Origin of the sequence: Promicromonospora sp. NPDC050249 (genome assembly GCF_040656015.1) — a bacterium.
Classification (GTDB): Bacteria; Actinomycetota; Actinomycetes; order Actinomycetales; family Cellulomonadaceae; genus Promicromonospora.
Genome location: NZ_JBFAKY010000020.1, coordinates 36,514 through 63,510, shown reverse-complemented (window position 1 = coordinate 63,510; position 26,997 = coordinate 36,514). Strand labels below are relative to the sequence as shown.

Sequence of the window (26,997 nt, the reverse complement as noted above, 5' to 3'; positions counted from 1 at the left end):
GGTTCCCCTCTCGTGCGCCCGAGGTCGTCGTGCGCGATGTCTCCGGTGCCCCCTGCCGGGGGGGTCATTCAGTGGCCGGGATGCCCTCGTTCTCGAGCGGCGTCTGCTCCGGCTCGACGGCGGTGGCGCCCGCGTCGGACACCTCGTAGGCGCTGTCGGTGAAGTCCTGCGCGCCGTCGGCCACCACGGCGATCCGGACGGTGCGGTGACCGAAGTGGTCGTCCGCGGAGTAGGTCAGCGGCGCGATGCCGTTGCCCCCCAGATCACCGGACTCCACCGCCGCCACTATCGACTCCCTCGTCGGGTTCTCGCCGGCCGCGGCCAGCGCCTCGGCGAACTGGTAACCCACACTCATGCCGTAGGTGGTGTTGCCCGTGTAGGGCGCGCCGTCGTTGTACTCCTCGTTGATCTGCGAGAAGAGCTCGTACCACTCGGACGACGGGCTGTTGGGCAGGTAGTTCACCGAGACCAGGCCCTCCAGCGCCGGTGTGCCCTCCTCGCCGAGGTACTCGGCGAGCGTCGGGTAGTCGGCGCCCGAGGAGGAGACGTGCCACTTCGGGAACCACTCCATCTGCGCGGCCGTGCCGACGGCGAGCGCCGTGAAGCCGTTGATGGTGCCGAGCACGTTGTGCGTGCAGCCGGCCTCCTTCATGGCGCCGAGCTGCGCCGTGACGTCCTGGTCGGCCGTGGAGTAGGTCTGGTTGGTCGCGACCTCGCCGTCGCCCAGCGCCAGCTCGACGCCCTGGAGGATCCCCGCGCCGAAGTCGTCGTCCTGCCCCAGCACGCAGACGACGGCGTCCGGGTCGGTGTCGAGCGCGTGCTGCGCGAGCGCCGCGCCCTCGGTCACGTAGTCGGCGTTGAAGCCGAACGTGTTCGGGTACTCGTCCGGCTGGTTCCAGGTCAGGGAGCCGGAGGCGACGAACAGGTCGGGCACGCCGTTCTGGTCCAGGTAGTCGAGCACGCTGGAGTGCGTGGGGGTGCCCAGGCCGTTGACGATCGCGAAGACCTGGTCCTCCTGGACCAGCTCGCGCACGACCGTCTGGGTGTTGGCCGGGTTGTAGCCGTCGTCCTTGACGAGGTACTCGATCTCGCGGCCGTGGATGCCGCCGTTGGCGTTGACGTACTCGAAGTACGCGGCGGTGGCCGCCGAGATCGACGCGAAGCCGGCCGCTGCCGGTCCCGTGAGCGGCTGGTGCGTGCCGATGACCACCTTGTCGTCGGTGACACCCGGAACCTCGGCGGCCGCGGGGGTGGAGCAGGCCGACAGGGCGGTGGCGGCGGCCAGTCCCATGGTGGCTGCGATGGCGGTGGACCGTGCAGTGGATCGTGTGGTGCGCATTCCGATCACCTCTCTGTGTTCTGGAAGAGCTGCGTGTTCTGGGAAAGCTGCGTGTTCCTGGAAGGCCTTCTGGTCCGGAGAAGTCGCGAGAGCCCGCCCGGCCAGAGCACGGTGACGACGACGACCACCACGCCGAACAGGACGATCTCGAGGTTTCCCTGCAGTCGGTGCCCGAGGTCGGCGGGCAGCGGTGCGGTGGCCTGGTCGACCACCCAGGGCAGCAGCGTCACGAGCACCGCCCCGATGGCGGCGCCCCCGAGCGAGCCGAGCCCGCCGACCACGGCGGCGACCACGAGCAGCAGCGAGAACCCGAGGCCGTACGCCCCCGGGCTGACCTGCTGCGTGACGATCGCGAGCACCACGCCGCCCAGGCCCGCGGCGAGCGAGCTGATCACGAACGCCCCGGCCTTGACCCGGCCGGGGTCGACGCCGGCGAGCCGGGCCGCCGTCTCGTCGTCGTGCACCGCGCGCATGCGCAGGCCGGCGCGCCCCGCGCGCAGGGCGACCAGGGGCGTGACGACGCAGGCGGTCACCAGGATGGCGAGCCAGGCGTGCCACTGCTCGACCGCGACGAGGGCGGCGAGCGCGTCGGGCACGGGGACGAACGGGGCGCTGATGCCCTGCGCCCCCGCCAGCCCGGGGATGGTGCTCGCCGCCGACGGCAGCGCGATCACCAGGGCGAGCGTCAGGCCCGCGAGGTAGGGGCCGCGCAGCCGGGCCGCCGCGAGCCCGAGCAGCAGGCCGAGCGCACCCGAGGCGACGAGCGCCCCGGCCACCCCGGCGAGCAGGGGCAGCAGCCAGCCGACGACGCCGTCGGCCGCCTCTCCCCCGGCCCCGGCCAGCGCGCCCGCCACCCAGGTCGCGGTCAGGGCGTACCCGTACCCGCCGGCGGCCATCAGCACCGCGTGCCCGAGGGAGAGCTGTCCGGTGAGGCCGACCAGCAGGGTCAGACCGGCGACGGCGGCGAACACCCCGGCGGAGGTCGCGAGCTGGTAGTTGCGGTAGGGGTCGAGCAGGAAGGTAGCGCCAAGGGCCAGCAGGGTGAGCAGGCCGGCTCGCAGCAGGAGCTTCATGCGGTCCGTGCCTCCCTCGCGGCGAAGAGTCCGTGCGGTCGCACGAGCAGCACGACCGTGAGCAGGGCGAGCACCGCCAGCGGCGCCGTCGCGGCCGACGCGTACCCGGTCACGAGGCTCGCGAGCACGCCGACGACCAGGCCCGCGACCAGCGCCCCGACCGGCGAGTCCAGGCCGCCGATGACGGCGGCGGCGAAGGCGTTGACGAACAGCACGTCGGCCGCGTGCGGGTCGAGGCCGAGCCCGGTGGGCACCAGCAGGAGGGCCGCGAGCGCCGCGGTGGCGATGGAGAGCATCCAGCCGAGGGTCACCATGCGGGGCACGCGGACGCCGAGCAGCCGGGAGGTCTCGGGGGCGAAGGCCGCGGCGCGCAGCTGGAGGCCGATGGAGGTGCGGTTGAACAGGATCGCGAACCCGCCCATGACGACGGCGGCCACGATCAGCACGAACAGGTCGTAGGGGCTGAGCACGCTGACCCCGCCGACGTCGAAGGGCCGCTGCGAGAAGGGCGCGTGCACGGGCCGGTGGTCGGGTCCGAAGGCGATGGCGAGCCCGGCCTGGAGCACCATGACCAGGCCGATGGCCACGATGATGCCGGGCAGCGGGTTGTCCTGCGGCACCAGGCGCAGGAGCCAGCGTTCGACGACGGCGCCGAGCAGCGCGCCGACGACCAGCGCGGCGGCAAGGCCCAGCCAGTAGGAGCCGCTCGCCGACGTCACGGCGAACGCCACGTACACGGGAACGATCGCCATCGCGGCCTGGGCGAAGTTCACCGCCCGGGCGGCCCGGTAGACGATCACGAGCGACAGCGCGAAGAGCGCGAGGACGGCGCCGCGCGCCAGCCCGGTCGACATCAGGAACACGAGTCTTTCCACGGCGGGATCCATCTCGGTCATGTCGCCACCTCAGAAACCCAGGTAGGCGTGGCGGAGGGCGGGGTCGGCGGCCAGCTCGGCGGCCGGGCGGTCGGCGACGACCTCCCCGAGGGACAGGACGACGCCGCGGTCGGCGACCGACAGCGCGCCCGTGACGTTCTGCTCGGCCAGGAGCACGGTGAGACCGGTGGCCTCCGCCTGGTCGCGGAGCACGCCGAGCAGCTGGGCGACCACGAGCGGTGCCAGCCCGAGCGACGGTTCGTCGAGCAGGAGCACGTCCGGCTCGCCGACAAGGGCCCGCGCGAGCGCGAGCATCTGCCGCTCGCCGCCGGACAGGGTGTGGCCGGCGGCGTCGCGGCGTCGGGCCAGCGGCTCGAACAGCTCATACATCTGCCCGACGGCGACGTCGCGCGCCGGGCCTCGATGCTTCCAGAGGGCGCCGAGCCGGAGGTTCTCCGCGACGGTCAGCTCGACCACCACGCTGCGCCCCTCGGGGACCAGGGCCAGGCCGCGCCGCACCCGGTCCTCGGTGCTCAGGCGCGTCAGGTCGACGCCGTCGAGCAGCACGCGTCCGCTGCGCGCGGGCACGAGGCCCAGCAGGGAACGCAGCAGCGTCGTCTTGCCGGCGCCGTTGGCCCCGAGCAGCGCGACGACGCCGCCGTCGGGCACCTCCAGCTCCAGGCCGTCCAGCACGGGGGCGCCGTCGCCGTAGCCGACGGTGAGCTTCTCGATCGTCAGGGTGCTCACGCGCTCTGCTCCCGTCCGGTCTCGACGGGCTCGACCCGCGCGCTGCCCACCGGCACCCCCAGGTACGCCTCCTCGACGGCCGGATCCCGCCGCACCTCGCCCGGCGTCCCGCACGCGATGACGTGCCCGAAGTCGAGCACCACCACGCGGTCGGCCACGTCCATCACGAAGTCGACGTGATGCTCCACGAGCAGCACGGCGCACCCGCCGTCCGACACGGTGCGCACGGTCCGCGCGAGCTGGTCGATGTCGGCGGCCCCGAGCCCGCCCGCCGGCTCGTCCAGCAGCAGGAGCCGCGGCCGGGTGACCATCGCGCGGGCCAGGGCCACACGTTTGCGCTCGGGGTAGGGCAGCGTGCCGGCGGGGGCGGCGGCCAAGCCGCTCAGGCCGAGGGCGCCGAGCACCTCCTGGACGGCGTCCGCGCTCGTGCCGCTGTCCGGCCGGACGCTCGTGAGCGGCACGAGCACGTTCTCCAGCACGGTGAGGTGGCCGAACAGCCCAAGGCCCTGCAGGGTCCGGGAGACCCCGGCCCCCAGCAGCCCGGTCGCCGACGACGGCGCGGGCGCACCACCCACGCGGATCCTGCCCCGCCGGGTGCGCACCAGGCCGCACACCGCGTTGAACACGGTGGTCTTGCCGGCGCCGTTGGGGCCGATCAGGGCGACGGTCTCGCCGTCGGCGACGGTGAAGGACACGTCGTCCAGCGCGGTGAGGCCGCCGAACGTCACGGTGAGCCCCGCGACCTCCAGCCGGGGTGGGCTGTCTTCCGCGTCGTCGGGCACTGCGTCGTCCGGCCCTGTGCTGCTCGACGTCGTTGTCATCGGCACCTCCTCGTCTCGTCATGCAGATAAACCGACCGGCCGGTTTGTCACCGGTGCGGATCAACCGGGCCCACGGCCCCTGCCTAGCCGCCGCTCATCCGCCCGTCATCGGTGCGGGATCCCGCTCGTCATACCGCCGTCCACCACGATCTCCTGGCCCGAGATCCACGCCGACGCGTCGCTGGCGAGGAACAGGATCGTCCCGGCGAGGTCGTCGGGCACGCCCGGGCGGCCGAGCGGGATCACCAGGGCGTCGGGGTCGATCTTCACGCTCATCTCGGTGAGGATCAGGCCGGGATGCACCGAGTTCACGCGTATCCCGTCCTTGCCGAGCTCGACGGCGAGCGACTTGGTCAGCCCGCGCACCGCGAACTTGGAGGCGGTGTACCCGTGCAGGCTCCAGCTCCCGCGCAGCCCCTCGACCGAGGAGATGTTGATGATCGAGCCGCTCCCGGCCGCCTTCATCGTGGGTACCACTGCCCGGCAGCCCAGGAACACGCCGGTCGCGTTGACCGCCATCACGGCGTTCCACTTGGCGAGCGTGAAGTGCTCGATCGGCGCGGCGTTCGCGATGCCCGCATTGTTGACCAGCACGTCCACGCCGCCGAGCTCGTCGACCACCTGGCCGACCACCCGGTCCCACGCGTCCTCGTCGGTCACGTCCAGGTGCTCGAACCGCGCCCGCTCCCCCAGACCATCGGCCAGGGCCTGGCCCTCGGCGTCGAGGACGTCGGTCACCACGACGCTCGCCCCGGCGTCGTGCAGGATGCGCACGTACGCCTCGCCGATACCGCGAGCGCCGCCCGTCACGAGCGCCACCCGCCCGGTCAGGTCGTGCAGCGCTGCGACGCTCGGCCCGGTCATGCGGCCACCTCACCGATCAGCGCGTCGTCCGCGACCCGGACCACGAGCCGGCCCGTCGTCGCGCCGCCGGCCAGCCGCGCCACCGCTGCGGGCGCCTGGTCGAACCCGACGACGTCGCTGAGCACCGGGCGCACCACGCCAGAGGCGGCGAGCTTGTCCAGCTCGGCGTGCGCGGCGTCCACGAGGTCGGGTTGGCGCTGCTGGTACAGCGCCCAGTGCAGGCCGAGCACGCCGTAGTTCTTCACGAGCGCGAGGTCGGCCCGGACCTTCGGCGTCTGCCCGCTCGCGAACCCGACCACGACGATCCGGCCCTCGAACGCGATGCAGCGGGTCGAGCGCTCGAACGAGTCGCCGCCCACGGGGTCGAACACCACGTCGACGCCGGGCTTGCGCAGCTCGGCGACCCAGTCGTCGTCGCGCAGGAACACCTGGTCCGCGCCCGCGGCGCGGGCCGCCGCGACCTTGGCCTCGCTGCCCACCACGCCGACCACGCGCGCGCCGGCCGCCTTGCCGAGCTGGCACGCGGCGGTGCCGACGCCGCCCGCGGCGGCGTGCACGAGCAGCGTCTGGCCGGCCTGCAGCCCGCCCCGCTGGTGCAGCCCGAACCACGCGGTCTGGTAGGCGATGGTCAGCGCGGCGGCCTGCGCGTCGTCCAGGGCCGACGGCGCCGGGTGGACCGCCTGGACGGGCACCGCCGCGTACTGCGCGAGCACCCCGATCTTCGAGCCGACGACGCGGTCGCCGACCCGCACGCGCTCGCCCTCGGTCACACCCTCACCGAGCGCGACGACGTCGCCACACAGCTCGATCCCCGGCACGAACGGCAGCTCCGGCCGCTCCTGGTACTCGCCGCGCGCCAGCAGGACGTCGGGGAAGTTCACCGCGACGGCCCGCACGCGCAGCAGCACCTCGCCCGGCCCGGGCTCGGGGACCGGGACGTCGTGCAGCTCCATGACCTGCTCGGGCTCCCCGTGGGAGACCACCCGCCACGCCTTCATCGCCGTGGGTACGCTCACGTGTCAGTCCTTTCCTGTCGCTCTGATGCCGCGCAGGAACAGCTCGGTGAGCTGCTCCGCCACCTGGCCCGCCGTCAGCGGCCCCGCGGGCGAGTACCACTGGGAGAGGTAGTGCACGTCGGAGAAGAAGTGCGCGATGAGCATGGCCGTGGGCACGTCGTCGCGGAACACCCCCTCCTGGATGCCGCGCAGGAGCAGCGCCTCGAACTCCTCGTGGTACTCGCGACGGCGCCGCTTGACCTCCGCCTGGCGGTCCGGCATGAGCATGTGCTGGCTGCGCGTGAAGACGGTGCCCTCGGGCAGGAACTCGATGGACGTCGAGATCACGTCCACGCAGACCGCCCGCAGCACGTCCTCGACACCGTCGCCGCGCTCGGCGCCCGCCGCGACGATCTCGTCGAGGTGCGCCTTCTGCAGCGACAGCAGCCGGTCGTAGATCGCGAACAGCAGGTCGTCCTTGGAGGCGAAGTAGTGGTACATCGCCCCCTTGGTGACGCCGGCCGCCGCGACGATCTCCTGGACGCTGGTGGTCGCGTAGCCCCGCGTGGAGAAGAGGTCGAGGGCTGCCCGCAGGACCTGGTCCTGGACGTTCATGGTGCGCATGGGCTCATCCTTCACCGTAGCCACCACATTCACCGGCCGGCTCACAGGGCGGTCCGCACGCTCGCGCCGCCGTCGACCAGGAGCGTCTGGCCGGTGATCCAGGCGGCATCGTCGGACAGGAGGAAGGCGGCCGGGCCGGCGACGTCGTCCGGGATGCCGAGCCGGCGCAGCGGGTAGGCGGCTGCCGCCTCCTCCTCGCGGCCCTCGTACAGGGCACGGGCGAGCCGCGTCTTGACCACGGCGGGCGCGAGCGTGTTGACGCGGGTGGTCGGGGCGAGCTCGTCGGCAAGCTGGACCGTCAGGTTGATGAGGGCCGCCTTGGAGACGCCGTAGAAGGCGATGTTCGGGCCCGACGCCGTGCCTGCTACCGACGCCATGTTCACTATCGAGCGGAGCGGGCTGCCGGCAGGTACAGCGGCGACCGTCTCCCGTGTCCACTCCAGGGCCGCGATCACGTTCACCTCGAGGATCTTGCGGGCCACGCCCGTGTCGAGCTCCGCGAGCGGGCCGTAGGCGGGGTTGATCCCGGCGTTGTTCACGAGATGGTCGAGGCGCCCGAAGCGTTCGATCGTCTGCCCGATGGCGTCCGCCCGGTGCCCGGCGTCGTCCGCCTTGCCCGCGACGCCCAGGGCGCGGTCCGGACCGAGCTCGGCGACCGCCTCCTGGAGGGTCTCGGCGCGGCGGCCGGTGATCACGACCCGGCCGCCCTCGGCCACGATGCGGTGGGCGATGGCGAGGCCTATCCCCCGGCTCGCACCCGTGACCAGGGCGACCCTGCCCTCGAACCTCTGCCCCGGGCCGTTCCCGGCCCCACCGGCGACGACGTTGTCAGCCACACATTCCTCCGTACCGTCTGGTCGGTTTGCGAACTGCACCGTAGCATGCCCTCGCTCCGGCGGGATAGAGTGCGTGTTTTCCACCAATGTCCCGTATGCATCATTCTGCATATTGTTGCAATGGGACCTCGGTAGCGGTTGGATAGCCGCCATGACAACGACGTCGATCGCGACGGTCGGACTGGAAGCCGCGCCGAGCACCCTCTCCGCTCGGCTGGCCACGCGCCCCGAGGCGCAGCGGGTGCTGGACCTCGCGCGCGACACCTTCATCGAGGGCTACCGCATCGACATGGGTCCGCTGGCCGCGCAGCTCGGCGTCGACCGCACGTCGGTGTTCCGCTGGGTGGGCAACCGGGACGCACTGCTCAGCGAGGTGCTGTGGTCGCTCGCCGTGCCGACGCTCGTGCAGGCCGAGCGCGCGAACGAGCACCTGACGGGTGCCGAACGCCTCGCGGGGATGCTGACCACCTTCGCGCACGACCTCATCGTCGCCGACTACTTCCGCGCGTTCCTGCGCAGGGAGCCGGCCCGCTCGTTGCGGCTGCTCACCACTGCCGACAGCCCCATCCAGCAGCGGTTCGTCGCGACCGTCGAGTGGCTCGTGGTGCGCGACCTCGGCGAGAAGCCGTTCGGCGGCACCATCACCCCCGAGGAGCTGGCCTACCTGCTGGTACGGGTCTCGGAGTCGCTCACGTACGCGGACCTCATCACGGGCGACGCCCCGAGCCCTGAACGAGCAAGGACGGCGTTCCGCCACCTCCTCCGGGTGGACTGACCGGGTCCGGCCGGCTGCCCGGGCCGCACCGGCCCGGTGAGATCGGTCCGTCGCACGGACCGCTCGCCGAGATCGGTCCGTTGCTCTGAGATCGGTCGGTTGATTGACCGATCTCAGAGCATGGGACCGAAGTCAGCGAGTTCGGTCATGTGCTCGGCCCGGACCTATCGGCCGACGCTGTCAGCCGTCGAGGATCTCGGGTCAGCGACGGACCGCTCCCTCCCGCAACACGATGTGGTCGGCCGGGTCCTCGCCGAGGGCGCGGAGGGCCTGGGCGAAGGCCTCGACCGTGGCACGGCCGGGGTTCTTCCGGTCGGTCCTCCCGGGCTGGACGACGACGGACGCCGACTGCTCGCCGTCCGAGACCTCGATCGCGTGCACCACCGCGTCGGGACCCTGCGCCGGCCACTTCTGCTTCGGCAAGGAGCTGGGCGCCACCCGGACCCGGCCCGGAACGCGCAGCACCTGCCACCGCGGCTCCAGGTCGCCAGGAATCCAGACCTCGACGCGTTCCTGCCGCACGACGAGGCCGACCAAGCCGCCGTGGCCGATGAGGTCCGTCGAGGCCCCGGCAGCTGTCGCCCGAGCGAGCAGGTCGCGCGGCTGGAGTCCCACGACGATCGCGTCGTGCGGGTGCTCCAGTGCGAGGAACCGCTCAAAGTCCTGGGTGAACTCGCGGTTCGCCCGACTCTTCGACCTTGCGACGGCGGCTCCGCCGCCGATCACCACCACCAGCAGCACCAGGACGCCCCACAGCAGCGTGAGGTCGCCGGACTCGAGGATGCCCGCGGAGTTTCGAGACCCGAAGAGAAGACGCAGGGCCAGGAACACCAGGCCGACGGCAGCCACCACGACCGCACCGATCCGGAAGCGGTTCACGGCGTGCTCGAGGTCGATCGGCTTACGGTTCGTCACTCGCCCACCAGCCGCTTCACGTAGCGGCGCACCGGAACCGGCACCGGGCCCGCCGCGGTCTCCGCCTGGTAGTCGAGCGGTCCGGCGTCCGACCAGCCCTGGCGTTCGTAGAACCGTCGTGCCCGCCCGTTGCCCGCCACGACCGCGAGCCAGGCCTCCGCGTGCCCCGCTGCGGCGACCCGGTCCTCGCCGTCGGACAGGAGGTGCGCGGCGAGGCCGGAGCCGCGGCGCGTCGCCGAGACGAACACCTGCTCGACCTCGTCGTCGTGGACGGTGACGAAACCGACGACACCACCGTCGGCCGGTTCGCCGTGCGCAGGCTGCCCGTCGGCCACGGCCACCGTCGTGTTCGGCACCCGGCTCGCCGCCCGGGGCCCGAACGACTCGCGCGTACGGACCGCCTCGAGCGCCGGCGGGACGAGGCCGTGGTGCCCGTCGCCCCAGGCGGCGTGCCAGACGTCGGCGATGCCGGCAGCGTCGTCCGGCACCGCCTGCCGGAGCTCGACGTGCCGCACGCGCAGCGGCGCGACCAGGAAACGGTCCTCGTCCTCCAGCACGACCGGCTCGGTACGCCAGCCCGGGCCGGCGTACCCGACGAGCGCCGCGGCGTCCCGCCACCGGCTCACGTAGGTCAGGGTGTCCGGTCCGACGACGATCTCGTCGCCCAGGAAACCGTCGAGCGTGGCGAACCCGGCGGTCCCGGCCTCGATGAAGGGGCGGAACTCGTCGAGCATGCCCGGCCGGACCAGCGCGGTGGAGGATCTGATGATCATGCGCCGATCATGCTGTACCGGTCCGGGCCCAGGCCAGCATTACCGGCTCGGCCGCAGTCGCTGGCAACCGGCTCGGCGATTCGGCAGAGTGGGGGCATGGACTTCACTCGCCCCTACCCGCCGGACCCCTACACGCTGCTGCCGGCTCCCGCGGCCTTCTCGCTGACGAGCAGCAACCTGACCGACGGCGAGCGCATGCCGGACGCGCACGCAGCGCACGACCAGAACATCTCCCCCGCGCTCGAGTGGAGCGGCTTTCCCGAGGGCACCAAGTCGTTCGTCGTGACCTGCTACGACCCCGACGCGCCGACGCCGATGGGCTACCACCACTGGACCGTCGTGGACCTCCCGGCCTCCGTGACGTCCCTCGACACGGGAGCCGGCACCCCTGACGGCTCGGGCCTGCCCGCAGGGGCGTTCCACACGTACAGCGACGGGCACACCCCGGGCTTCGAGGGCGCCGGCCCGCCGCCCGGCGACCACCCGCACCGGTACATCTTCGCCGTGCACGCGCTGGACGTGGCGCCGGGCGAGCTGGGGCTGGGCCCGGACAACACCAACGCGCAGGTGGCGTTCAACGTCTACTTCCACCTGCTGGGGCGCGCCACGCTCACGGCGACGTACAGCCGGTGAGGGACCACCGATGAGCGAGAACGCCACCCTGCCCACGCTCGGCGACCTCGTCTGGGCGCCCGCACTGGAGCACCCCGAGCTGCTCGCCGAGCCGGTGCTCGCCGCCCTGACCGCCTGGGCCGACGCCGACCCCCTGGTCGCGAGCCTGGTCGCCGTCACAGAGATCGATCCTGAGCACGCCGAGACGGCAACGCTCAACGAGCTGCACGGCCTGCCGCCCGAGGCGTCCGCCAACTGCGTGCTCGTGGCCGGCAAGCGGAGCGAGGACGAGCGCGTCGCGGCCTGCGTCGTCCCCGCCAGCACCTTCGCCGACGTCAACAAGCGGGTGCGCAAGCTGCTCGACGTGCGCAAGGCGTCGTTCCTCCCGATGGACCGCGCTGTGGCCGACTCGGGCATGGAGTACGGCGGCATCACGCCCGTCGGGCTGCCCGCGGGCTACCGCGTGCTGGTGGACTCCCGGTTCACCGAGGAGGGCACCATGGCGCTCATGGGCTCCGGCGTCCGCCGCTCCAAGCTGCTCATGCCGGGGCCGCTGCTGTGCGCGATGCCGGGCGTCGAGGTGATCGAGGACCTCGGCGTCGAGCGCTGACGAACCGCCCGGTCGCCGGTACCTCGGGCCCAGGGCTACCCGAGTGCCGGCGCCAGGCGGTCGATCGTGTCGTTCCAGCCTGGCCGGATCCCGAGGTCGAACCACTTGGCGACGTCGGTGTCCGGCATGGTGTCGGCGAAGCCGAAGCTCGTGGTCATGACGGTGCCGTCCGCGCGGTCGGCCAGCTCGATCGTGACCACGGGCACCTCGTCGACCTGGGACGGGTCGAGCTCGGGCCAGCCGCCGACGGCGCCCCACGCGAACACGAGGCGCTCACCCGGCACGATCTCCTGGTAGATGCCGCCGGTGACATAGTCGACGCCGTCGGGCTGGTACAGGTGCACGCGCCAGGCGCCGCCGACCCGCAGGTCGACGCTCGGCTCGAAGTCGACCCCGGGCTCGACACCGGCGAACCAGCGCAGCTTCTCGGGTTCGGTCCAGGCCGCCCAGACGGCGGCGCGCGGCGCGGACAGGACGCGGGTCATCGTGAACCCGCGGTCGGTGGTGGGCTCTGTCGTCATGGTTCCTCCGTGTGCTCCGTGGTGTCCTCGGCGAGCTGCGCCGCCAGCCGGTCGTACCGCTCCTCGAAGAAGGCCCGGTACCCCTTCACCCACTCGTCGACCTCGCGCAGGGGTGCCGCGTCGAGCCGGCACGGGCGCCACTGCGCGTCCCGCCCCTTGCTCACGAGCCCTGCCCGCTCCAGCACCTTCAGGTGCCGGGACACGGCGGGCAGGCTCATCGCGAACGGCTCGGCGAGCTGCGTCACGGTCGCCTCCCCCTGGCGCAGCCGCGCCAGCACGGCACGCCGTGTCGGGTCGGCCAGCGCCGCGAAGGTGACGCTGAGCGTGTCGACGTCGGACATGGCATTTAGCCTTCCGGTTAATTGTTCAGCTTGTTAATTACTCAACAGGTTAAGTACAGCGTGGCTGCAGCGGCCCGTCAACCCCTGGGGCCACCTGGTGGTGAGCCGGGCGTCAGCCCGGCGTGATCTTGCCGTCCATCGCAGCGTTCATGCGCTCGACGAACTCGGCGCCGTCGAACGGGACATCACCGCCCGAGGATCCGCCGGACGCCGAGCTCGCCGGCGACAGGGCCGCCCGGACGTACCGTCGGAACTCCTCGCTGAGCTCCACGTAGTGCTGCAAGCGCGGGCGGGGTGAGGCCTTGTCCATCGCCAGCCGCAGCGCGTCGTTGGCCTTGCGCTCCGGCGCGTTGGTGCCCTCGGGGCCCTTTCCTGTCGCGTAGTCCTCGAGCGAGGCGGCGAGCCCGTCCGTCTCCGGTGCGCGCGCCCAGGGTGCCTCGGGATCGCGGTACGGTGCCTCGCGGCTCGCGGCGAAACCGCCGCGCTCGAAGATGAGCTGATGGCTGCGTTCGTTCGTGAGGAACTCGACCAGGCGCCGGGCCGCCACCGGATACCGGGAGGCTGCCGCGACGGCGAGGCTCTGCCCGCCGAGCACTCCGCCACCGGGCACGGGCATGAACCCCACCCGGAAGGGCGCCGCGTCCCCGCCCCGCAGCAGGCGCAGCGCCCGCGGCCAGTGCCGCAGGAAGACCGCACGCCCCGCGGCGAAGGCCGCCAGCGAGCCCTGCTCGTCGAACGCCAGCGACGCCGCCGTGCCGCTCGGGCCGCCCGTGGACGCGTGCAGCCGCTGCGCCAGGCCGTCGACGGCCTTGTCGATCTTGTCGACGTCCTCGAAGACCGGTCGTCCGGTCGCGTCCACCGAGACGGCGCCAGCGCCGAGCAGGATCTCCCACAGGTTGACCGTGAAGCCCTCGTAGTCGGCGAGCTGCAGGGCGATCGCGGTGTCGACGGGCGCCCGGCTCAGCCCGGCACGGTCCCCGCTCACCTTGGCGAAGACCTCGTGCGCGAACGCGTCCAGGCCCGCCCAGCCCGCGCCCAAGGGGATCGGGTCGGTCGTGGGCACCTCCTGCTCGTAGTACTCGGCGATCAGGTCCAGGTTGCAGTACAGCAGGCCGACGTCGGAGTTGAACGGCAGCGCGTACGCCGCGCCGTCCCAGACGCCGGCCTCCCACGGCTCGCCGAGGAACCCGTCGCCCGTCGCGTCGTCGAGCTCCCGGAGGTAGCCGCTCTGCGCGAACTGGGGCACCCACGGGATGTCGAGGTTGTAGACGTCGTAGCCGGGCTCGCGGGCCTGCGCCGCCGACAGCATGGTGCTGTAGGCCCGGTCGGCGTTGCTCGACACCTCCACGATCCGCGCGGGGCGCTCCTCGTGCATGCGGTTCCAGAGCTCCACGAGCAGACGGCGCTGCCCGCCGTCGGTCTCGTCACGGCCGCTGAGGATGGTGAGCTGATCGCCCGGGGAGAACTTCTCCAGGTCGGCGGCTCCGCCGAACAGCTGCTCCAGGCCCAGCGGGAGCCCGGCTCCGGCCAGGAGGCCCGCCGCACCGCCCACGATGAAGCCCCTGCGCGTGATCACGCCGTGCGTCCCGTTACCCGACCCGTTACCCGACCTGTTGCCAGTCCCGCTGCCTGCCGCACTACCCGTCGCCCCACCGGTCACGTCACCGACCTCCCAGCTGTCCGAACAGGCCGGCCAGCGTGGCCTCCAGCTCACCGAACGAGCTGTCCCAGCACTCGCCGTCCCACTCCGCCGCGATCCGCCGCAGGTCGCTCACCTGGCACGACGCCTCCCCCACCGCCACGACGTAGACCCTCACGCCCGCAGCGGCCTCCGCGCGGGCGGAACGCATCAGGTCCGACGCCGACAGCTGAGCACCCGGCCCGCCGCCCGGCAGGTTCTCCCCGTCGGTCAGGACGACCAGCGCGGTGAGGTGCCGGCGGGAGACGCCGCCCGGGTCCAGCCGGACCAGCTCCGACGTCGTGGCGTCTATCGCGTCGTAGAGAGGCGTGTGGCCGTCGGGCCGCAGCGCGTCGCTCAGCAGCTTCGGTGCCTCCCGCTCCGCCACCTCGCTCCCGGTGACCTCCAGGACGGGCCGTGGGCTCGACCCGGCGTCCCCGGAGAACGACCAGATACCCACCTCGTCGGACCCGCCGAGGTGGTCGAGCGCGCCCAGCACGCCACGCTCGGCGACGTTGATGCGCAGCCGGTCGCCGTCCGCCGGCCTGCCCATGGAGGCCGACGAGTCCACCAGCACCAGGACCCGCGCCGGCCGGCGAGCCGCGCGGTACTGGTCCTCCATCAACAGCACCCGGTCGGCCGTGACGGGTCCCGTACCGGTCTCGACCACCGGCTCGCTCTGCAGACCTGGCAGCGGACCGTCGGCACCCGACGGCGGACTTCCGCCGATGTCGCGCACGCGCGCCCGCTGGCCGAGCGCCTCCTGCCCGTCGCTCGTCCCCAGCCACTCGACGAAGGCCGTCGCCGCAGCGGCCCTGCGCTCGGACGGCTCGGCGTCGGCCCAGGTCAGCCGCATGGCCTGGTAGTCGAGGCCTTCGGCGGACTCCGGATAGAACGGGACCAGGGCGGCGTCGCCGTCGCCGGCGGCCGACGCGGGGCACGCCGCACCGCGGTCGATCATCGCGCGCTCGCTGGTCAGCACCGCCACCCGGGGCGGCTCCGCCCGGGACAGCTCGTCGAGGCGGCACAGCAGCGCGCCGTCGGTCCCGGGTGGCAGCCCCACCCGTTCGAGGGCGTGCCCCAGGTCGAGCTCCAGCGCCTCCTGTGCGTCGGTCTCGGCCCCACCGCTCCCGAACCCGGCGTAGAGCCGCTCGGTGTGCAGCGCGGCGGCGAAGGACGCGTCCGGGTTGGCCCGCACGACGTCGAGCCCCGCCGTCTCGGCGGCCGCCATCAGCTCCTGGGTCGTGTCGTCGGCTTGCGTCGTCGCGCGCAGGGCTTGCACGTAGGGATCCGGCACCGCGAGAACCAGCGGCGACCCTGCCACCAGCACCGGCGCGGAGGCCGTGAAACCGTTGCCGGCCCGCTGCGGGGCCACGATCTCCGCCTGCGCCGCGGACTCCGCCAGCCATACGTCCGGCCGGGGCCCGAGGTCCAGCGACGCCGCGCCGTCCTGGCCCGCCGCGGCGCCCCAGCCCGACTCGAAGGCGACGCGGAGCGCGGGCCAGCCCATGCCGAACGTCGTCACGTGGTACCGGGGGCAGGAGAACGGCGTGACCGATTCCCGCTCGAACGCGTCCGCCACCGCCGCGAAGCCGGTGGCGCCCTCCTCCGGGACCATCACCGCCACCTCGGTCGGGTCCTCGCAGGACCGGGCGGACTGCAGCGCCACCGCCGTGCCCGTCGAGCCGGCCACCACGACCACCGCCGCCACCGCGACGAGGATGCGGTGAGCCTTCGCCCAGCTCCACGCCGTGGCGAACCAGCGCGCGTACGTACGCACCCGGACGAGGCCGGCCAGCCCCGCCAGGAAGAGCCCGACGGAGACGACCAGCAGGACGATCTGCGTGCCACGGTCGACGACGCCCATCGCGGCGGTGCAGATGCCGGCCACCGTCCCGAACACGGCGAACACCGTCGTCCGGTGGTCCCCCCACCACGGCCGGGAACCCTCCCGGCGTTCGGTCTTCTTTGCAGGCTGCCCCGTCGCACCCATACGTCCTCCCGAACGTCAGGGTCCGATATTTACCACATTGACCTCGGCTTTTGCGGGTTCAACGCACTATCGGGACCTGCGCCCGGGAGGAGACGAACGGCTCAGTTCTCCGCGCGGCCCTTGCGCCAGTAACCCATGAAGGCCACGGACTTGCGGTCCACCTGGCACTCGCTCACGAGGTAGCGGCGCAGCGTCTTGATGACGCCGGCCTCACCCGCGAGCCACGCGTACAGCACGGTGTCCTGCGCCAGGGGGCGGCCCGCCTCGTCGACCGGCACCTCCCAGAGGATCCCGGTGTCGATGTCGACGTCCTCCACCTCGGCGGACAGGTCCACCCCGGCGGCGGTCAGCGCGGGCGCGGTGTCCGACGACGGGCGGACACCCATCGCGAGCAGCCGGTCGGCGGCGTCCTGCACCGCGGGGATCAGCACCTCGCCGTGCTCGCGCCCGTCGCGCGCCAGCCAGTGCACGCGCACGCCCTCGGGGGCACCGAGCGTCCAGCCGTCCTCGGGGTGCGGCACCTCGAGGAAGACCTCGCCGACGGCGTCGGCGGGCAGCGACTCGCAGATCGCGGCGATCGCGGGCACAGCGGTCTCGTCACCGGCCAGCAGCAGCGCGTGGCTGGACGACGGCGGGGCGAACTCGACGCCACCGTGGATGCCGTCGTACTCGGCGTTGGGGCCCATGATGACCAGCGGGTCGCCCGCGGCCGCGTTGAGCGCCCAGCGCGACGCCGGCCCGGTGTCACCGTGCATGACGACGTCGACGTCGACCTCGCGCAGGTCCTGGCGCACCGTACGGACCGTGTAGGTGCGCATCGGGTTGCGGTGCTCGTCCGGGAGCGAGCGCCAGGCGGCGTACCAGTCGGGGTCGTCGCGGCGCAGGGCGTCCCAGCCGCCACGGGGGGACGGAAGAAGGAGCTTGATGCGCTGGTCGCGGCCGTTGTCCGCGAACTTGTCCAGGTCCGGCCCGCGGAACGTGAAGCGGACGAAGGACGGGCACAGGCGCGTCACGCGCGCTACCTCGACGTCGAACATTCGCGAGGGCTTGGCTTCGAGCCCCTCGGTCTGGGTGGTCACGACGGTGAGCCTAACCTAACTTTGTGTGCCCTGTGCCACCCCTTCCGGGCGGCGGACAGCGCCTCGAGAACGCCATGCCGACGCCGTTTACCACGAATGGTTCATGAGTGTGAAACAGGATGGCCAGGTCCCGGGAAGATCACCCCTGTCAGTGGGAAATTAACCCTGTACAAAGGGTGCATCTTGCCCCCCTGGCCTCTTTACTTGGTACCGATCGGCCTGGCCGACGATCTGGCCATCGCGCCGTCGGCCGCCCATCGCCACGGCAGGCCGCACGCTTCCCTCGTACTCGCTGGAGAGCCTCACCATGATCGACCACTTCGCGCTGGGTTGGGTCACGCCCATCCTCTCGTTCCTGCTCTCGTGCGCCGGGTGCGCAGTGGGCCTGACCTGCACGGCGCGCGCGCGTGTCTCCCACGGACTCGCGAGCATCGGCTGGCTCGCCCTCGGCGCCATCTCCATCGGGGGCACCGGCATCTGGGTGATGCACTTCGTCGCCATGCTCGGTTTCCACATCCGGGGAACCGAGACCCGCTTCGACGTCCCCCTGACGATCGCCAGCGGCCTGCTCGCCATCGCGGTGGTGGGGCTCGGCCTCTTCATCATCCGGACGGCGGGCGTCGGGCCGTTCACGCTCGTCGCCGGCGGCATCGTCACCGGGCTGGGCATCTCGGCGATGCACTACCTCGGGATGCGTGCCCTGCACGTGGGCGTCGAGGTCACCTACGACATCCCCACCGTCTTCATGTCGGTCCTCGTCGGCATCGTCGCCGCCACCGCGGGCCTCTGGCTCTCGGCGAAGGTGCACAACTTCGCCGCGGGCGTCGGCGCCACGATCATCATGGGTGTCGCCGTCTCCGGCATGCACTACACGGGTATGGCCGCCATGCGGGCGGAGGTGGTCACCGGCACCGTCATCGTGCCGGACGGCGGTGTCTCCGTCGCCGCGCTGCTCGGCCCGCTGATCATCGGCGTCACGATCAGCACCATCCTGCTGCTCCTGGTGGTCGGCCTGGCGCCGAGTGCCGCCGAGCTCGAGGCGCAGGAGAAGTTCAAGGGCTGGCAGGGGCGGCAGGAGGAGATCCAGCGCGAGGCGGCCGAGCCGCGGCGCAGGTCCCAGCTGCTCTGACCTGATGGGGGCGCTGGTCCGGACGACATATCCGGTGAGTGGTGGGACTACACCAGCGCACCGAGGAGTCGGTCGACCGCTTCCTCGGCAGGGGTGTCCGCTCCGAGGACGATCTCGTCGTCGAGTCCGAGCCGGTCGTCCGGCGCCCACCACCCGGCCATCTCCTCGGGCGTGAAGTGCGTGGCCTGAGGCCGTCCGGCGTGTCGGCGCACGGTCTCCTCGAACGGCACGTCGAGGTAGACGACCACGCTCTCCCCCGCGTGGTCGGCGACCAGGCCACGAAGCATCTCGCCGTACCGTGCCTCGTGCATGATCCCTTCGACGACGACGCTGTACCCCGCGTCGAGGGCATGGCGGCCGCAGCATCGATGAGCGAGATGTTGAGGGCTCCTTGGGTGCGACCTGCGCTGAGCGTGCCGTTGGCAGGTCCGCCGCCGCACCGACCGACAGTCTCAGGTGACGCGAAAGACCGGCCAGCCGATCTCGGTGCGCCACGCAGCGGGATCGCTTGTGTCACGAGGACCGACAACGTAGACCTCCCGCACCGGCCCGGCCACCGACATCGCGTTCTCCACCACCCAGGTCCCGAGCTCCCCGTACGCGACCTCGACGCCGTCGTGCTCACCGACGTGGGTGGTGACGGCCAGCTCCGCGGCCGGCAGGATCGCGGGGTGCACACGTCCGGTGCGAGGTGGCGCAGAGGTAGGCAGGTAGACAAGCACGTGCCCGCGCTCCTGCTCGAACAGCGCGTTGTCGTAGGCGCCGCCCGGCGGCCCGGTCACGGCGGCACCGACGGCCGCCTCCAGCTCGGCCATCGCGCCCGCGAACCAGGCCTCGACGTCACGATGCCCGACAACGCCCTCCACCGCCGCGACCGTCCGGGCGGGCTCCGCACGCAGCTCGACATCGATCGGCGCGGGATCGGGCCGGAGCAGGCGGCGCAGCGACACGACCGCGGCCCGCGTGCGGTCGAGCTCGTCCTCAAGGCGTTGCAGGTGGTCCGCGATCAGCGCCGCGCGGACACCCGGGTCGGGGGCCCGCAAGATCCGCTGCACATCGCCCAGGGGAACGTCGAGCTCGCGCAGCCGGTGGATGACCTGCGCGGTCGGTATCTGCTCGACGCCGTAGTACCGGTAACCAGTGGTCTCGTCCACGACAGCGGGATCCAGCAAGGCCGCCTCGTGATACCGACGCAGCGTCCGCACGCTCAAGTGGGTCAACCGCGAAAACTCCCCGATGGTCAGCACCCCCTCATTCTGAACGCTCCCCCTGGGGGAGAGTCCACCGCTTGACCCTCCCGCGCCGCGAGGCCACACGGTGGGCTCATGACACAGCACACCGACCTCACGTCCGACCTGCTCCCGACCACCGTGCGCGAATTCCTGGCCGCCCACATCGTCCGCGACGCCGACACCGCCTCGTCGTTCCTCACCGAGGATGCCGTGGTCGTCGACCAGGACGAGACCTTCCGCGGCCGAGAGGAAACCCACCCGTTCCTGCGGGACGCCGGGTCCGAGTTCGAGTACACGACAGAGCAGATCGGCGCTCGCCGCGTCGATGAGACCCACTGGGTGGTGACCCTGCGACTGGAGGGCACCTTCCCGGGTGGCGTCGCCGAGCTCGACTACCGGTTCGCGCTGCGCGACGGCCTCGTCGCCGAACTCGTCATCGCCAACCACTCAGCCTGACCGAGCCCGCACCACCTCGATCTTCGAAGGAGAGAAATGTCTATCTCAGATCGCGATCGTCTCGACGGTCGCCGGGCACTGGTCACGGGCGGTTCGAAGGGCTCGGGCAAGGCCGTCGTCGACAGACTGCGAGAGCTGGGTGCCGACGTGTACGTGACGGCGCGCGCCATGCCCGACGGGTACGAGCACCCTGACCGGTTCATCGAAGCAGACATCCTGACGGCAGAAGGCACCGACGCCGTGGCCGCTCGCATCGCAGAGGCCGGCGCACTCGACATCCTGGTGCACGTCGTCGGAGGGGCGTCGACGCCGTCCGGTGGATTCGCGGTCATCTCCGATGACCAGTGGCTCACCGAGCTGAACCTCAACTTCCTTGGAGCGGTCCGGCTGGATCGAGCTCTTCTCCCGGCGATGATCGGGGCTGGGTCGGGTGTGGTGCTGCACTTCACCTCGATCCAGCGTGAGCTGCCCCTGTACGACGCGTCCTTGGCCTATGCAGCAGCGAAGGCCGCGCTGCGCACGTACAGCAAGGGGCTTGCCAACGAGCTCGCGCCGCGCGGCGTACGGGTCAACGCGATCAGCCCCGGCGGGATCGAGACCGAAGCCTACGAACGGTTCGTGGACCGGATCGCCGAGGGCAACGGGCTCACACGTGAAGCAGCCAAGCAGACGATCTACGACTCCCTCGGAGGAGTACCCCTGGGACGATTCGCGAACACCGAGGAGATCGCGGACCTGGTCGGGTTCCTCGTCTCGGACCGCGCCTCGGCGATCGTAGGCGCCGAGTACGTGATCGACGGCGGCACCGTCCCGACCGTCTGAGCCAGACACGTGTCGATGACCCGCGAGCCGGGCAGGCAGACACCCAGCCCGCTACCACCAGGAGTACACATGACCACGCAGATCACGGACCGGTCATCCACCCGACCGGTCGGACCGCCCCCGCCCTTCGACCCCGAGCTCGCACCCGTCATCGAGATCCTGACGAGCTTGCGCTCCCCCGACGCGTACCGTCCGGACAACATCGTCGAGATGCGCAAGCCCGTCCCCGGGGTGGAGACCCCGACCGACGAGGTCCTCGCGCGCAGTGGCAGCTACAGCGTGCAGGAGCGGACGGTGTCAGGGCCGGACGGGGCACCGGACATCTCGCTGCTGATCTGTCTCCCGAGGCACGCGGTGACGCCGACCCCGGCGATCTACCACATCCACGGTGGCGGCATGATCGTCGGAGACAACCGGTTCGGCCTCGTCGAGATGTTGAACCTGGCCGAGCCGATGGGCATGGCCGTGGTCTCGGTCGAGTACCGGCTCGCACCCGAGACACCCCACCCGGGTCCCGTCGAGGACAGTTACGCGGGCCTGGTGTGGGTGTCGGATCACGCCGACGAGCTCAACATCGACCCCGAACGCATCGTCATCGGCGGTGCGAGCGCCGGCGGCGGCCTCGCGGCAGGCGTCACCCTGATGGCGCGCGACCGCAACGGGCCGGCAGTCCTGGCCCAGCTGCTCCTCTCCCCGATGCTCGATGACCGCAACGACTCGCCCTCTGCTCAGCAGATGCGCGGCGTCGGTATCTGGGACAGCTCCTCGAACGAGACCGGATGGAACGCGCTCCTCGGCGACGGAGTCCGCGGAGGGCCGGACGTGTCCCCGTACGCTGCGCCTTCCCGTGCGGCAGACCTCTCCGGCCTGCCGCCCACGTTCATCGACGTCGGGTCGGCCGAGACGTTCCGGGACGAGGACGTCGCCTACGCAAGCCGCATCTGGCAGGCAGGCGGCCGCCTCGAGCTGCACGTCTGGCCCGGTGGGTTCCACGGTTTCGACGTCGTGCTCCCTCATGCCGTGATCTCGCAGGACGCCATCGCCGCCCGCGTCGCATGGCTACGCCGTCAGCTCGTGGTCGGTCACGCCACTACGTCGTCGCGCAGGAGGTAGCCGTCACTGATTGTCGGCCGGCACCCGTGTTGCCCAGGCAGCGACCGCCACGGCCGAGGCGACGTTCAGGGAGTCGACTCCGCCGGTCATCGGAATGCGGACGGTCATGTCGCACTCGGCGATCGTGCGGGCTTTCAGGCCGTCACCCTCGGTGCCGAGCACCAGCGCGAGCTTCTCGGGCGGGTCGGCCACGAGGTCGTCCAGGCTGACCGAATCGTCCTCCAGCGCGAGCGCCGCCACCTGGAAGCCGTGCTCGTGCAAGGCCTGGATACCGGCGGGCCATGGATCGATCCGCGTCCACGGGACCTGGAAGACCGTCCCCATGGACACCCGGACGGCTCGCCGGTACAGCGGGTCCGCGCAGCTCGGCGTGAACAGCACGACGTCGACCCCGAGGGCCGCGCACGCGCGCATCCCAGCCCCGACGTTCGTGTGGTCGACGATGTCCTCGAGGATCACGACACGCCGCGCCCCCGCTCCCCCGCGCGCCCCTGCGAGCAACTCGTGCACGCCGGGCAGCGGCGGCCGGTGCATCGCCGCAAGCGCACCACGGTGCAGGTGGAAGCCCGTGATCTCCTTCAGGAGCGGTTCCTCGGCGACGTACACGGGCGCACCGGTCTCGCCGATCAGGTCGCTCATCGAGTCCAGCCACTTCGGCGCCATGAGGAACGACCGCGGCCGGTGCCCGGCAGCGAGCGCCCGCCGGATCACCGTCGAGCTCTCGGCGATGTACAGCCCCTTGGCCGGCTCGTGCTTGGAGCGCAGGACGACGTCCGTGAGGCTGTTGTAGTCGGCGAGGCGCTCGTCGGCGGGGTCGTCGATACGGACGACGTCGAGGGTGGTCACCCGTGCATTCTCCCTGACCCGTGAGCCCTTGTCGGCCCGGTCGGATCCGTCGTCGGATCCGTCCGTCAGATCCGCCCGCGGACGGGCGTGCGCTCGACCGGGTCGCCGCCGTCCGGCATCACCATCTCGGCGCGCACGCCGAGCAGGCGCACCTCGCGACCCGGCTCCATGCCACCGGCGAGGGCGAGGACGGCGGTGGTCAGGTCGTCGAGCGACCGCGTCGGGGCCGGGAGCTTCTTCGAGTAGCTCTGCGTGAAGAAGGGCGCGTAGCGCACCTTGAGGCCCATCCGGAAGACGGGCCTGTCCTCGGCCACCGTGTCGGCGTGCACCTGCGTGACGAGCTCCCGGAGAGCGGCCTCCACCTGCTCGGGCGTGGTGAGGTTCTGCTGGTACGTGGTCTCGCGGCTGTGCCCGCGCGCCACCCAGGGCGCGTCGTCGACGACGGCGGAGCCGTGCCCGCGACCCAGGTCGCCGTACCAGGCGCCCATGCGGGGCCCGAACTCGCCGACCAGCACGTCGCCGTCGGCCGCAGCGAGGTCCGCCACGGTCGTGACGCCGTGCGCGGCGAGGCGCTTGGACACCTTGGAGCCGACGCCCCACAGGTCGATGGTGGGCCGCTGGCCCATCACCTCGAACCAGTTCTGCTCGGTGAGGCGGAAGATACCCGCGGGTTTTCCGAACCCGGTGGCGATCTTCGCGCGGATCTTGTTGTCGCCGATGCCGACCGAGCACTGCAGCTCGGTGGCGGCGAGGACCGCCTCCTGCACCCGACGGGCTACCGCCTCCGGGTCGTCGGCGTCGCAGCCCAGGAACGCCTCGTCCCAGCCGAGCACCTCCACCACCAGACCGAGCCCGCGCAGCGTGTCCATCACGTGACCGGACGCCTCGAGGTAAGCCTCGTGGTCGACGGGCAGGATGATCGCGTCCGGGATCTTGCGGGCGGCGATACCCAGCGGCATGCCGGAACCGACGCCGAACTGCCGCGCCTCGTACGACGCCGTCGAGACAACGGCCCGCTCGGCCGGGTCACCGCGCCCGCCCACGATCACCGGCTTCCCGGCGAGCTCCGGGCGCCGCAGCAGCTCGACCGCGACCAGGAACTGGTCGAGGTCGACGTGCAACACCCAGCGGAAGGCGTGCTGGCCCATGGCACGAGTCTGGCGGGAGGGGCCCGTGCTGTCATGTGGTCCGTCAGGCGGCGATCGGCCTCCCCCGGAGGAACGCAGCCACGGCCAGTGCGCCGGCGACACAGATCCCGCCGTTGACCCAGATGGCCGTCGTCACGCCCGCGAGCACTGCGGACGCGTCCGGGGCCGCGTTCGCGAGCACCACCGCGGTGAGCACGGCGCTCATGATCGGGGTGCCCATCGTGATGCCGACCTGCTGGCTCATCGTCGTCAGCCCGGTCGCGAGGCCCTGCTCCGAGGCGGGCACGCCGGACGTCGCGGTGACCATGAACCCGACGATGACCACCAGGTTCGCCACGCCCCCGACGAAGGTCGCGACGAGGACCAGCCAGATCGACCCGGGGGCGTCCGAGACGAGCACCAGCGAGAGAGTGGCCACGGCCTGGACGAGAAACCCACCGACGATGGCCGCCTTGTTCCCGAACCTGCCGATGATCCGGGGCCCGATGAGGCCGCCGAGCACCGTGCCGACGCCGAGCACGGCGAACGACAGCCCCGCACCGAGCGGGGTGTATCCGAGGACCTCCTGCAGGTACAGGGTGAGCAGGAAGACCAGCGAGGTCTCGGTGACGAACGCGAGCGCCCCCGCGATGTTCCCCCACGCCACGTTCGACCGCGCGAGCATCCCGAGCGGCACCAGAGGGAACTCGGACCGTCGTTCGACGAGCACGAACACCGTCAGGAGGACGACCGCGGCCGCGAGCGCTCCCAGTGTGACCGGGTCGGTCCATGCCGTCTCCGTGGCATGGGTGAGCCCGTACACGAGCGCGAGCAGACCGAGGGTGACGAGGGCCGCGCCGGGCACGTCGAGCCGGGAGCGCTGCGCGGAGCGGCTGTCCTGGAGCACGATCGGCGCCACGACGAGGACCGCGACCGCGATCGGCACGTTGATGAAGAAGGCCCACCGCCAGGACAGGAGGTCGGTCAGGAGGCCACCGAGGATCGCACCTGTGGTGAAGCCGGCGGCCATCAGCGACCCGTTCAGGCCGAGCGCCCTGTCGCGGGCGCGCCCTTCGGGGAACGCGCCGATCAGGAGCGCGAGCGCCGCCGGCACCACGATCGCCGTGGCAACGCCCTGCGCGACTCGGGCGACGAGCAGGACCGCGGGCGTGGTGGCGAGCCCGCCGACGACGGACCCGACGCCGAGGAGCACCATCCCGATCAGGAACATGCGGCGGCGCCCCGCGATGTCGGCGACACGGCCCATGAGCAGGGTGAGGCCCGCGGAGCAGAGCGCGAACGTGGTGGCGATCCACTGCAGGTTCTCGATGCCGAACCCGACGTCCGCCCCGACGCTGGGGAGCGCCACGTTGAGGATGGAGAAGTCGACGGCGAGCGTGAAGCTCGCGGTGAGCAGGACGATGAGGGCGACGCGCTGCTTGCCCGTCATCAGGACCTCGTGGGCCGGCTCGGCCCCACGGGCGGTGTCGCGGTCTGCTGTCTGGTCGGTAGTCACAGGGAAGACGATCCGGCGCGGCGCCGCCCGCAGCCACACCCCGTCGTGCCTGTCACTGCCAGGGACAGGCACGACGGGATGCCGACAGCAGAGAATGGGCAGATGAGCGGAGCGAACGAGCTGGGGAGATTTCTTCGTGTCCGACGCGCCGCGCTGCAGCCGGAGGACGTCGGCCTGCGGGGCTTCGGCGTCCGAAGGGTGCCGGGGCTGCGCCGCGAGGAGCTGGCGATGCTCGCCGGGGTGAGCCCGACCTACTACTCGCGCCTCGAGCAGGGGCTCAGCACCAACGCGTCGGATGCGGTGATCGCCTCGATCGCGCGAGCGCTGAACCTCACGCCGGACGAGCGGGCGCACCTGTTCACCGTGGCCCGACCGGCACAGGGCTCCGAGCGCCGGGCCGCCGCCCGGCCGGAGCACGCCCGGACCGGGACGCTCCGGCTGATCCGCTCCCTGACCGGGACGCCGGCGATCATCATCGGACGCCGCAGCGAGGTCCTCGGCTGGAACACGCTCGGGCATCGGCTCGTGGCCGGTCACCTCGACGTCGACAGCCCGGGACGAGTCCCCGACCGGCCCAACATGACGCGGATGCTCTTCCTCGACGCGCACACCAGGGAGCTGTACTCCAGGTGGGAGGAGGAGGCGGTGCGGGCAGTGGCCTCGCTCCGCGTGCTCGGCGCCAGGAGCCCGGAGGACCCGGCGCTGGCCGCCCTCGTCGGGGAGCTGACCGTCAAGAGCCCGGAGTTCTGCGAGCTGTGGGCCGAGCACCCCGTGGAGAGGTGCGTGTTCGGCGTGAAGCACTTCCGGCATCCGGAGGTCGGCGAGTTCGAGCTCAACTTCGAGGTGCTCACTCCCCCGGACGACTCGGGGCACCGGGTCCTGATGTACACCCCCGACCCGGGCCCGGCCGCCGAGGTGGTCGAGCTGCTCGGCCGCGATGTCCACTCGCCGATCTGCGGGGACTCGCGCGTCCCTCACTGAGCCGCAGCAGCTCCCGCGAACCAGGTCTGGACCCGGTCTCCGCTGCGGAACCGCAGGTTGGTGCGCCACCTGGAACGCGGGTTCCGCGCGGAGTCCCACTGGCATGCCGTTATCGTCCCGTTATCTCTCACAGCGAAATCCTCCCCGCTTCCCCCAAGCCCCAAGACTCCATATGCTCCGGGCAAGGAAAGTTCGTCCCGCTCGTGAGGAGAGTTGCGATGAGAACTACCCGAACTGCCCGGTCATCCCGTGCACGCCGCAGCAAGGAACACAGTCCGCACCCCGCGTTGCCCCAGTCCTACGC

The 26,997-nt window shown here is 71.9% G+C and carries 29 protein-coding genes; 8 read left to right on the top strand and 21 right to left on the bottom strand.

Annotated features, from left to right (window positions below):
• Positions 1–64 precede the first annotated feature (64 nt).
• The 9 genes from AB0I32_RS17265 to AB0I32_RS17225 all read right to left on the bottom strand — a co-directional run bounded on the left by AB0I32_RS17265 (position 65) and on the right by AB0I32_RS17225 (position 8,174).
• Complete coding sequence (locus tag AB0I32_RS17265; RefSeq protein WP_357508126.1) at positions 65–1,339, bottom strand: ABC transporter substrate-binding protein; 1,275 nt, start codon at positions 1,337–1,339, stop codon at positions 65–67.
• 5 nt (positions 1,340–1,344) lie between these two features.
• A complete protein-coding gene (locus AB0I32_RS17260; protein ID WP_357508124.1) occupies positions 1,345–2,412 on the bottom strand; it encodes a branched-chain amino acid ABC transporter permease in 1,068 nt (355 codons plus the stop codon).
• Entirely contained in the window at positions 2,409–3,308 is a 900-nt protein-coding gene (locus AB0I32_RS17255; protein WP_357508122.1) for a branched-chain amino acid ABC transporter permease, read from the bottom strand. The genes AB0I32_RS17260 and AB0I32_RS17255 overlap by 4 nt, the downstream gene beginning before the upstream one ends.
• Positions 3,309–3,317: 9 nt before the next feature.
• Positions 3,318–4,034: an ABC transporter ATP-binding protein gene (locus AB0I32_RS17250; RefSeq protein ID WP_357508120.1), complete on the bottom strand. Its 717-nt coding sequence runs from the start codon at positions 4,032–4,034 to the stop codon at positions 3,318–3,320.
• Positions 4,031–4,855 carry an ABC transporter ATP-binding protein gene (locus AB0I32_RS17245; protein WP_357508118.1) on the bottom strand — a complete coding sequence of 275 codons (825 nt, stop codon included), beginning with the start codon at positions 4,853–4,855 and terminating at the stop codon, positions 4,031–4,033. Before AB0I32_RS17245 ends, AB0I32_RS17250 begins: the two co-directional genes overlap by 4 nt.
• Before the next feature lie 105 nt (positions 4,856–4,960).
• The gene (locus tag AB0I32_RS17240) at positions 4,961–5,719 is read right to left on the bottom strand and encodes a glucose 1-dehydrogenase (RefSeq protein ID WP_357508116.1); all 759 of its coding nucleotides are present in this window, start codon (positions 5,717–5,719) and stop codon (positions 4,961–4,963) included.
• Complete coding sequence (locus AB0I32_RS17235) at positions 5,716–6,735, bottom strand: NADPH:quinone oxidoreductase family protein (protein ID WP_357508114.1); 1,020 nt, start codon at positions 6,733–6,735, stop codon at positions 5,716–5,718. The genes AB0I32_RS17240 and AB0I32_RS17235 overlap by 4 nt, the downstream gene beginning before the upstream one ends.
• 3 nt (positions 6,736–6,738) lie before the next feature.
• On the bottom strand, positions 6,739–7,338 hold the full coding sequence (locus AB0I32_RS17230; protein WP_357508112.1) for a TetR/AcrR family transcriptional regulator: 600 nt from the start codon (positions 7,336–7,338) through the stop codon (positions 6,739–6,741).
• Between the two features lie 41 nt (positions 7,339–7,379).
• On the bottom strand, positions 7,380–8,174 hold the full coding sequence (locus tag AB0I32_RS17225) for an SDR family oxidoreductase (protein ID WP_357508110.1): 795 nt from the start codon (positions 8,172–8,174) through the stop codon (positions 7,380–7,382).
• Between the two features lie 151 nt (positions 8,175–8,325).
• Here AB0I32_RS17225 and AB0I32_RS17220 point away from each other — a divergent pair, with 151 nt between their 5' ends.
• Positions 8,326–8,949, top strand: coding sequence for a QsdR family transcriptional regulator (locus tag AB0I32_RS17220; RefSeq protein WP_357508108.1), 624 nt, complete (start codon positions 8,326–8,328; stop codon positions 8,947–8,949).
• A 201-nt stretch (positions 8,950–9,150) separates the two neighbouring features.
• On the opposite strand, the gene AB0I32_RS17215 is transcribed toward AB0I32_RS17220, so the two are convergent.
• Both AB0I32_RS17215 and AB0I32_RS17210 read right to left on the bottom strand, forming a co-directional pair.
• Positions 9,151–9,864, bottom strand: a complete 714-nt coding sequence (locus tag AB0I32_RS17215; protein ID WP_357508106.1) for a hypothetical protein — start codon at positions 9,862–9,864, stop codon at positions 9,151–9,153.
• Positions 9,861–10,637, bottom strand: a complete 777-nt coding sequence (locus AB0I32_RS17210; RefSeq protein ID WP_357508104.1) for a GNAT family N-acetyltransferase — start codon at positions 10,635–10,637, stop codon at positions 9,861–9,863. Before AB0I32_RS17210 ends, AB0I32_RS17215 begins: the two co-directional genes overlap by 4 nt.
• Positions 10,638–10,733: 96 nt before the next feature.
• Between AB0I32_RS17210 and AB0I32_RS17205 the strand changes: the two genes are divergently transcribed.
• Positions 10,734–11,270, top strand: a complete 537-nt coding sequence (locus AB0I32_RS17205; RefSeq protein ID WP_357508102.1) for a YbhB/YbcL family Raf kinase inhibitor-like protein — start codon at positions 10,734–10,736, stop codon at positions 11,268–11,270.
• A 10-nt stretch (positions 11,271–11,280) separates the two neighbouring features.
• On the top strand, positions 11,281–11,859 hold the full coding sequence (locus tag AB0I32_RS17200) for a YbaK/EbsC family protein (RefSeq protein WP_357508100.1): 579 nt from the start codon (positions 11,281–11,283) through the stop codon (positions 11,857–11,859).
• A 35-nt stretch (positions 11,860–11,894) separates the two neighbouring features.
• Here AB0I32_RS17200 and AB0I32_RS17195 read toward each other — a convergent pair whose 3' ends face one another.
• The 5 genes from AB0I32_RS17195 to AB0I32_RS17175 form a co-directional block, all read right to left on the bottom strand.
• Entirely contained in the window at positions 11,895–12,380 is a 486-nt protein-coding gene (locus tag AB0I32_RS17195) for an SRPBCC domain-containing protein (RefSeq protein ID WP_357508098.1), read from the bottom strand.
• Complete coding sequence (locus AB0I32_RS17190; RefSeq protein WP_357508096.1) at positions 12,377–12,721, bottom strand: metalloregulator ArsR/SmtB family transcription factor; 345 nt, start codon at positions 12,719–12,721, stop codon at positions 12,377–12,379. The genes AB0I32_RS17195 and AB0I32_RS17190 overlap by 4 nt, the downstream gene beginning before the upstream one ends.
• Before the next feature lie 112 nt (positions 12,722–12,833).
• Positions 12,834–14,297 (bottom strand): extracellular solute-binding protein, encoded by a 1,464-nt coding sequence (locus tag AB0I32_RS17185; protein ID WP_357508094.1) that lies wholly within the window; start codon positions 14,295–14,297, stop codon positions 12,834–12,836.
• Between the two features lie 85 nt (positions 14,298–14,382).
• The gene (locus tag AB0I32_RS17180) at positions 14,383–16,392 is read right to left on the bottom strand and encodes a vWA domain-containing protein (RefSeq protein ID WP_357508092.1); all 2,010 of its coding nucleotides are present in this window, start codon (positions 16,390–16,392) and stop codon (positions 14,383–14,385) included.
• 101 nt (positions 16,393–16,493) lie between these two features.
• A complete protein-coding gene (locus AB0I32_RS17175; protein WP_357508090.1) occupies positions 16,494–17,471 on the bottom strand; it encodes a siderophore-interacting protein in 978 nt (325 codons plus the stop codon).
• A gap of 307 nt (positions 17,472–17,778) precedes the next feature.
• On the opposite strand from AB0I32_RS17175, the gene AB0I32_RS17170 reads away from it, so the two are divergent.
• The gene (locus tag AB0I32_RS17170; protein ID WP_357508088.1) at positions 17,779–18,600 is read left to right on the top strand and encodes an MHYT domain-containing protein; all 822 of its coding nucleotides are present in this window, start codon (positions 17,779–17,781) and stop codon (positions 18,598–18,600) included.
• Between the two features lie 47 nt (positions 18,601–18,647).
• Here AB0I32_RS17170 and AB0I32_RS17165 read toward each other — a convergent pair whose 3' ends face one another.
• The gene (locus tag AB0I32_RS17165; RefSeq protein WP_357508086.1) at positions 18,648–18,911 is read right to left on the bottom strand and encodes a hypothetical protein; all 264 of its coding nucleotides are present in this window, start codon (positions 18,909–18,911) and stop codon (positions 18,648–18,650) included.
• A 141-nt stretch (positions 18,912–19,052) separates the two neighbouring features.
• Positions 19,053–19,847: a MerR family transcriptional regulator gene (locus tag AB0I32_RS17160; RefSeq protein ID WP_357508084.1), complete on the bottom strand. Its 795-nt coding sequence runs from the start codon at positions 19,845–19,847 to the stop codon at positions 19,053–19,055.
• A gap of 78 nt (positions 19,848–19,925) precedes the next feature.
• On the opposite strand from AB0I32_RS17160, the gene AB0I32_RS17155 reads away from it, so the two are divergent.
• The 3 genes from AB0I32_RS17155 to AB0I32_RS17145 all read left to right on the top strand — a co-directional run bounded on the left by AB0I32_RS17155 (position 19,926) and on the right by AB0I32_RS17145 (position 22,223).
• Complete coding sequence (locus tag AB0I32_RS17155; RefSeq protein WP_357508082.1) at positions 19,926–20,288, top strand: nuclear transport factor 2 family protein; 363 nt, start codon at positions 19,926–19,928, stop codon at positions 20,286–20,288.
• A 36-nt stretch (positions 20,289–20,324) separates the two neighbouring features.
• On the top strand, positions 20,325–21,110 hold the full coding sequence (locus AB0I32_RS17150) for an SDR family oxidoreductase (protein ID WP_357508080.1): 786 nt from the start codon (positions 20,325–20,327) through the stop codon (positions 21,108–21,110).
• Between the two features lie 69 nt (positions 21,111–21,179).
• On the top strand, positions 21,180–22,223 hold the full coding sequence (locus AB0I32_RS17145; RefSeq protein WP_357508078.1) for an alpha/beta hydrolase: 1,044 nt from the start codon (positions 21,180–21,182) through the stop codon (positions 22,221–22,223).
• Between the two features lie 3 nt (positions 22,224–22,226).
• On the opposite strand, the gene AB0I32_RS17140 is transcribed toward AB0I32_RS17145, so the two are convergent.
• From AB0I32_RS17140 to AB0I32_RS17130, 3 genes are all read right to left on the bottom strand, one after another.
• Positions 22,227–23,069, bottom strand: coding sequence for an RNA methyltransferase (locus tag AB0I32_RS17140; RefSeq protein ID WP_357508076.1), 843 nt, complete (start codon positions 23,067–23,069; stop codon positions 22,227–22,229).
• A 65-nt stretch (positions 23,070–23,134) separates the two neighbouring features.
• Complete coding sequence (locus AB0I32_RS17135; RefSeq protein ID WP_357508074.1) at positions 23,135–24,217, bottom strand: DNA polymerase IV; 1,083 nt, start codon at positions 24,215–24,217, stop codon at positions 23,135–23,137.
• 43 nt (positions 24,218–24,260) lie between these two features.
• Positions 24,261–25,712, bottom strand: coding sequence for an MFS transporter (locus tag AB0I32_RS17130; protein ID WP_357508072.1), 1,452 nt, complete (start codon positions 25,710–25,712; stop codon positions 24,261–24,263).
• A 102-nt stretch (positions 25,713–25,814) separates the two neighbouring features.
• On the opposite strand from AB0I32_RS17130, the gene AB0I32_RS17125 reads away from it, so the two are divergent.
• A complete protein-coding gene (locus AB0I32_RS17125) occupies positions 25,815–26,693 on the top strand; it encodes a helix-turn-helix transcriptional regulator (RefSeq protein WP_357508070.1) in 879 nt (292 codons plus the stop codon).
• Positions 26,694–26,997 lie beyond the last annotated feature (304 nt).

Coding starts and splice junctions, on each gene's coding strand:
- AB0I32_RS17265 (WP_357508126.1), bottom strand. CDS start 1,339: ATGCGCACCACACGATCCACTGCACGGTCCACCGCCATCGCAGCCACC.
- AB0I32_RS17260 (WP_357508124.1), bottom strand. CDS start 2,412: ATGAAGCTCCTGCTGCGAGCCGGCCTGCTCACCCTGCTGGCCCTTGGC.
- AB0I32_RS17255 (WP_357508122.1), bottom strand. CDS start 3,308: ATGACCGAGATGGATCCCGCCGTGGAAAGACTCGTGTTCCTGATGTCG.
- AB0I32_RS17245 (WP_357508118.1), bottom strand. CDS start 4,855: ATGACAACGACGTCGAGCAGCACAGGGCCGGACGACGCAGTGCCCGAC.
- AB0I32_RS17240 (WP_357508116.1), bottom strand. CDS start 5,719: ATGACCGGGCCGAGCGTCGCAGCGCTGCACGACCTGACCGGGCGGGTG.
- AB0I32_RS17230 (WP_357508112.1), bottom strand. CDS start 7,338: ATGCGCACCATGAACGTCCAGGACCAGGTCCTGCGGGCAGCCCTCGAC.
- AB0I32_RS17220 (WP_357508108.1), top strand. CDS start 8,326: ATGACAACGACGTCGATCGCGACGGTCGGACTGGAAGCCGCGCCGAGC.
- AB0I32_RS17210 (WP_357508104.1), bottom strand. CDS start 10,637: ATGATCATCAGATCCTCCACCGCGCTGGTCCGGCCGGGCATGCTCGAC.
- AB0I32_RS17205 (WP_357508102.1), top strand. CDS start 10,734: ATGGACTTCACTCGCCCCTACCCGCCGGACCCCTACACGCTGCTGCCG.
- AB0I32_RS17200 (WP_357508100.1), top strand. CDS start 11,281: ATGAGCGAGAACGCCACCCTGCCCACGCTCGGCGACCTCGTCTGGGCG.
- AB0I32_RS17195 (WP_357508098.1), bottom strand. CDS start 12,380: ATGACGACAGAGCCCACCACCGACCGCGGGTTCACGATGACCCGCGTC.
- AB0I32_RS17190 (WP_357508096.1), bottom strand. CDS start 12,721: ATGTCCGACGTCGACACGCTCAGCGTCACCTTCGCGGCGCTGGCCGAC.
- AB0I32_RS17180 (WP_357508092.1), bottom strand. CDS start 16,392: ATGGGTGCGACGGGGCAGCCTGCAAAGAAGACCGAACGCCGGGAGGGT.
- AB0I32_RS17170 (WP_357508088.1), top strand. CDS start 17,779: ATGATCGACCACTTCGCGCTGGGTTGGGTCACGCCCATCCTCTCGTTC.
- AB0I32_RS17165 (WP_357508086.1), bottom strand. CDS start 18,911: ATGCACGAGGCACGGTACGGCGAGATGCTTCGTGGCCTGGTCGCCGAC.
- AB0I32_RS17155 (WP_357508082.1), top strand. CDS start 19,926: ATGACACAGCACACCGACCTCACGTCCGACCTGCTCCCGACCACCGTG.
- AB0I32_RS17150 (WP_357508080.1), top strand. CDS start 20,325: ATGTCTATCTCAGATCGCGATCGTCTCGACGGTCGCCGGGCACTGGTC.
- AB0I32_RS17145 (WP_357508078.1), top strand. CDS start 21,180: ATGACCACGCAGATCACGGACCGGTCATCCACCCGACCGGTCGGACCG.
- AB0I32_RS17135 (WP_357508074.1), bottom strand. CDS start 24,217: ATGGGCCAGCACGCCTTCCGCTGGGTGTTGCACGTCGACCTCGACCAG.
- AB0I32_RS17125 (WP_357508070.1), top strand. CDS start 25,815: ATGAGCGGAGCGAACGAGCTGGGGAGATTTCTTCGTGTCCGACGCGCC.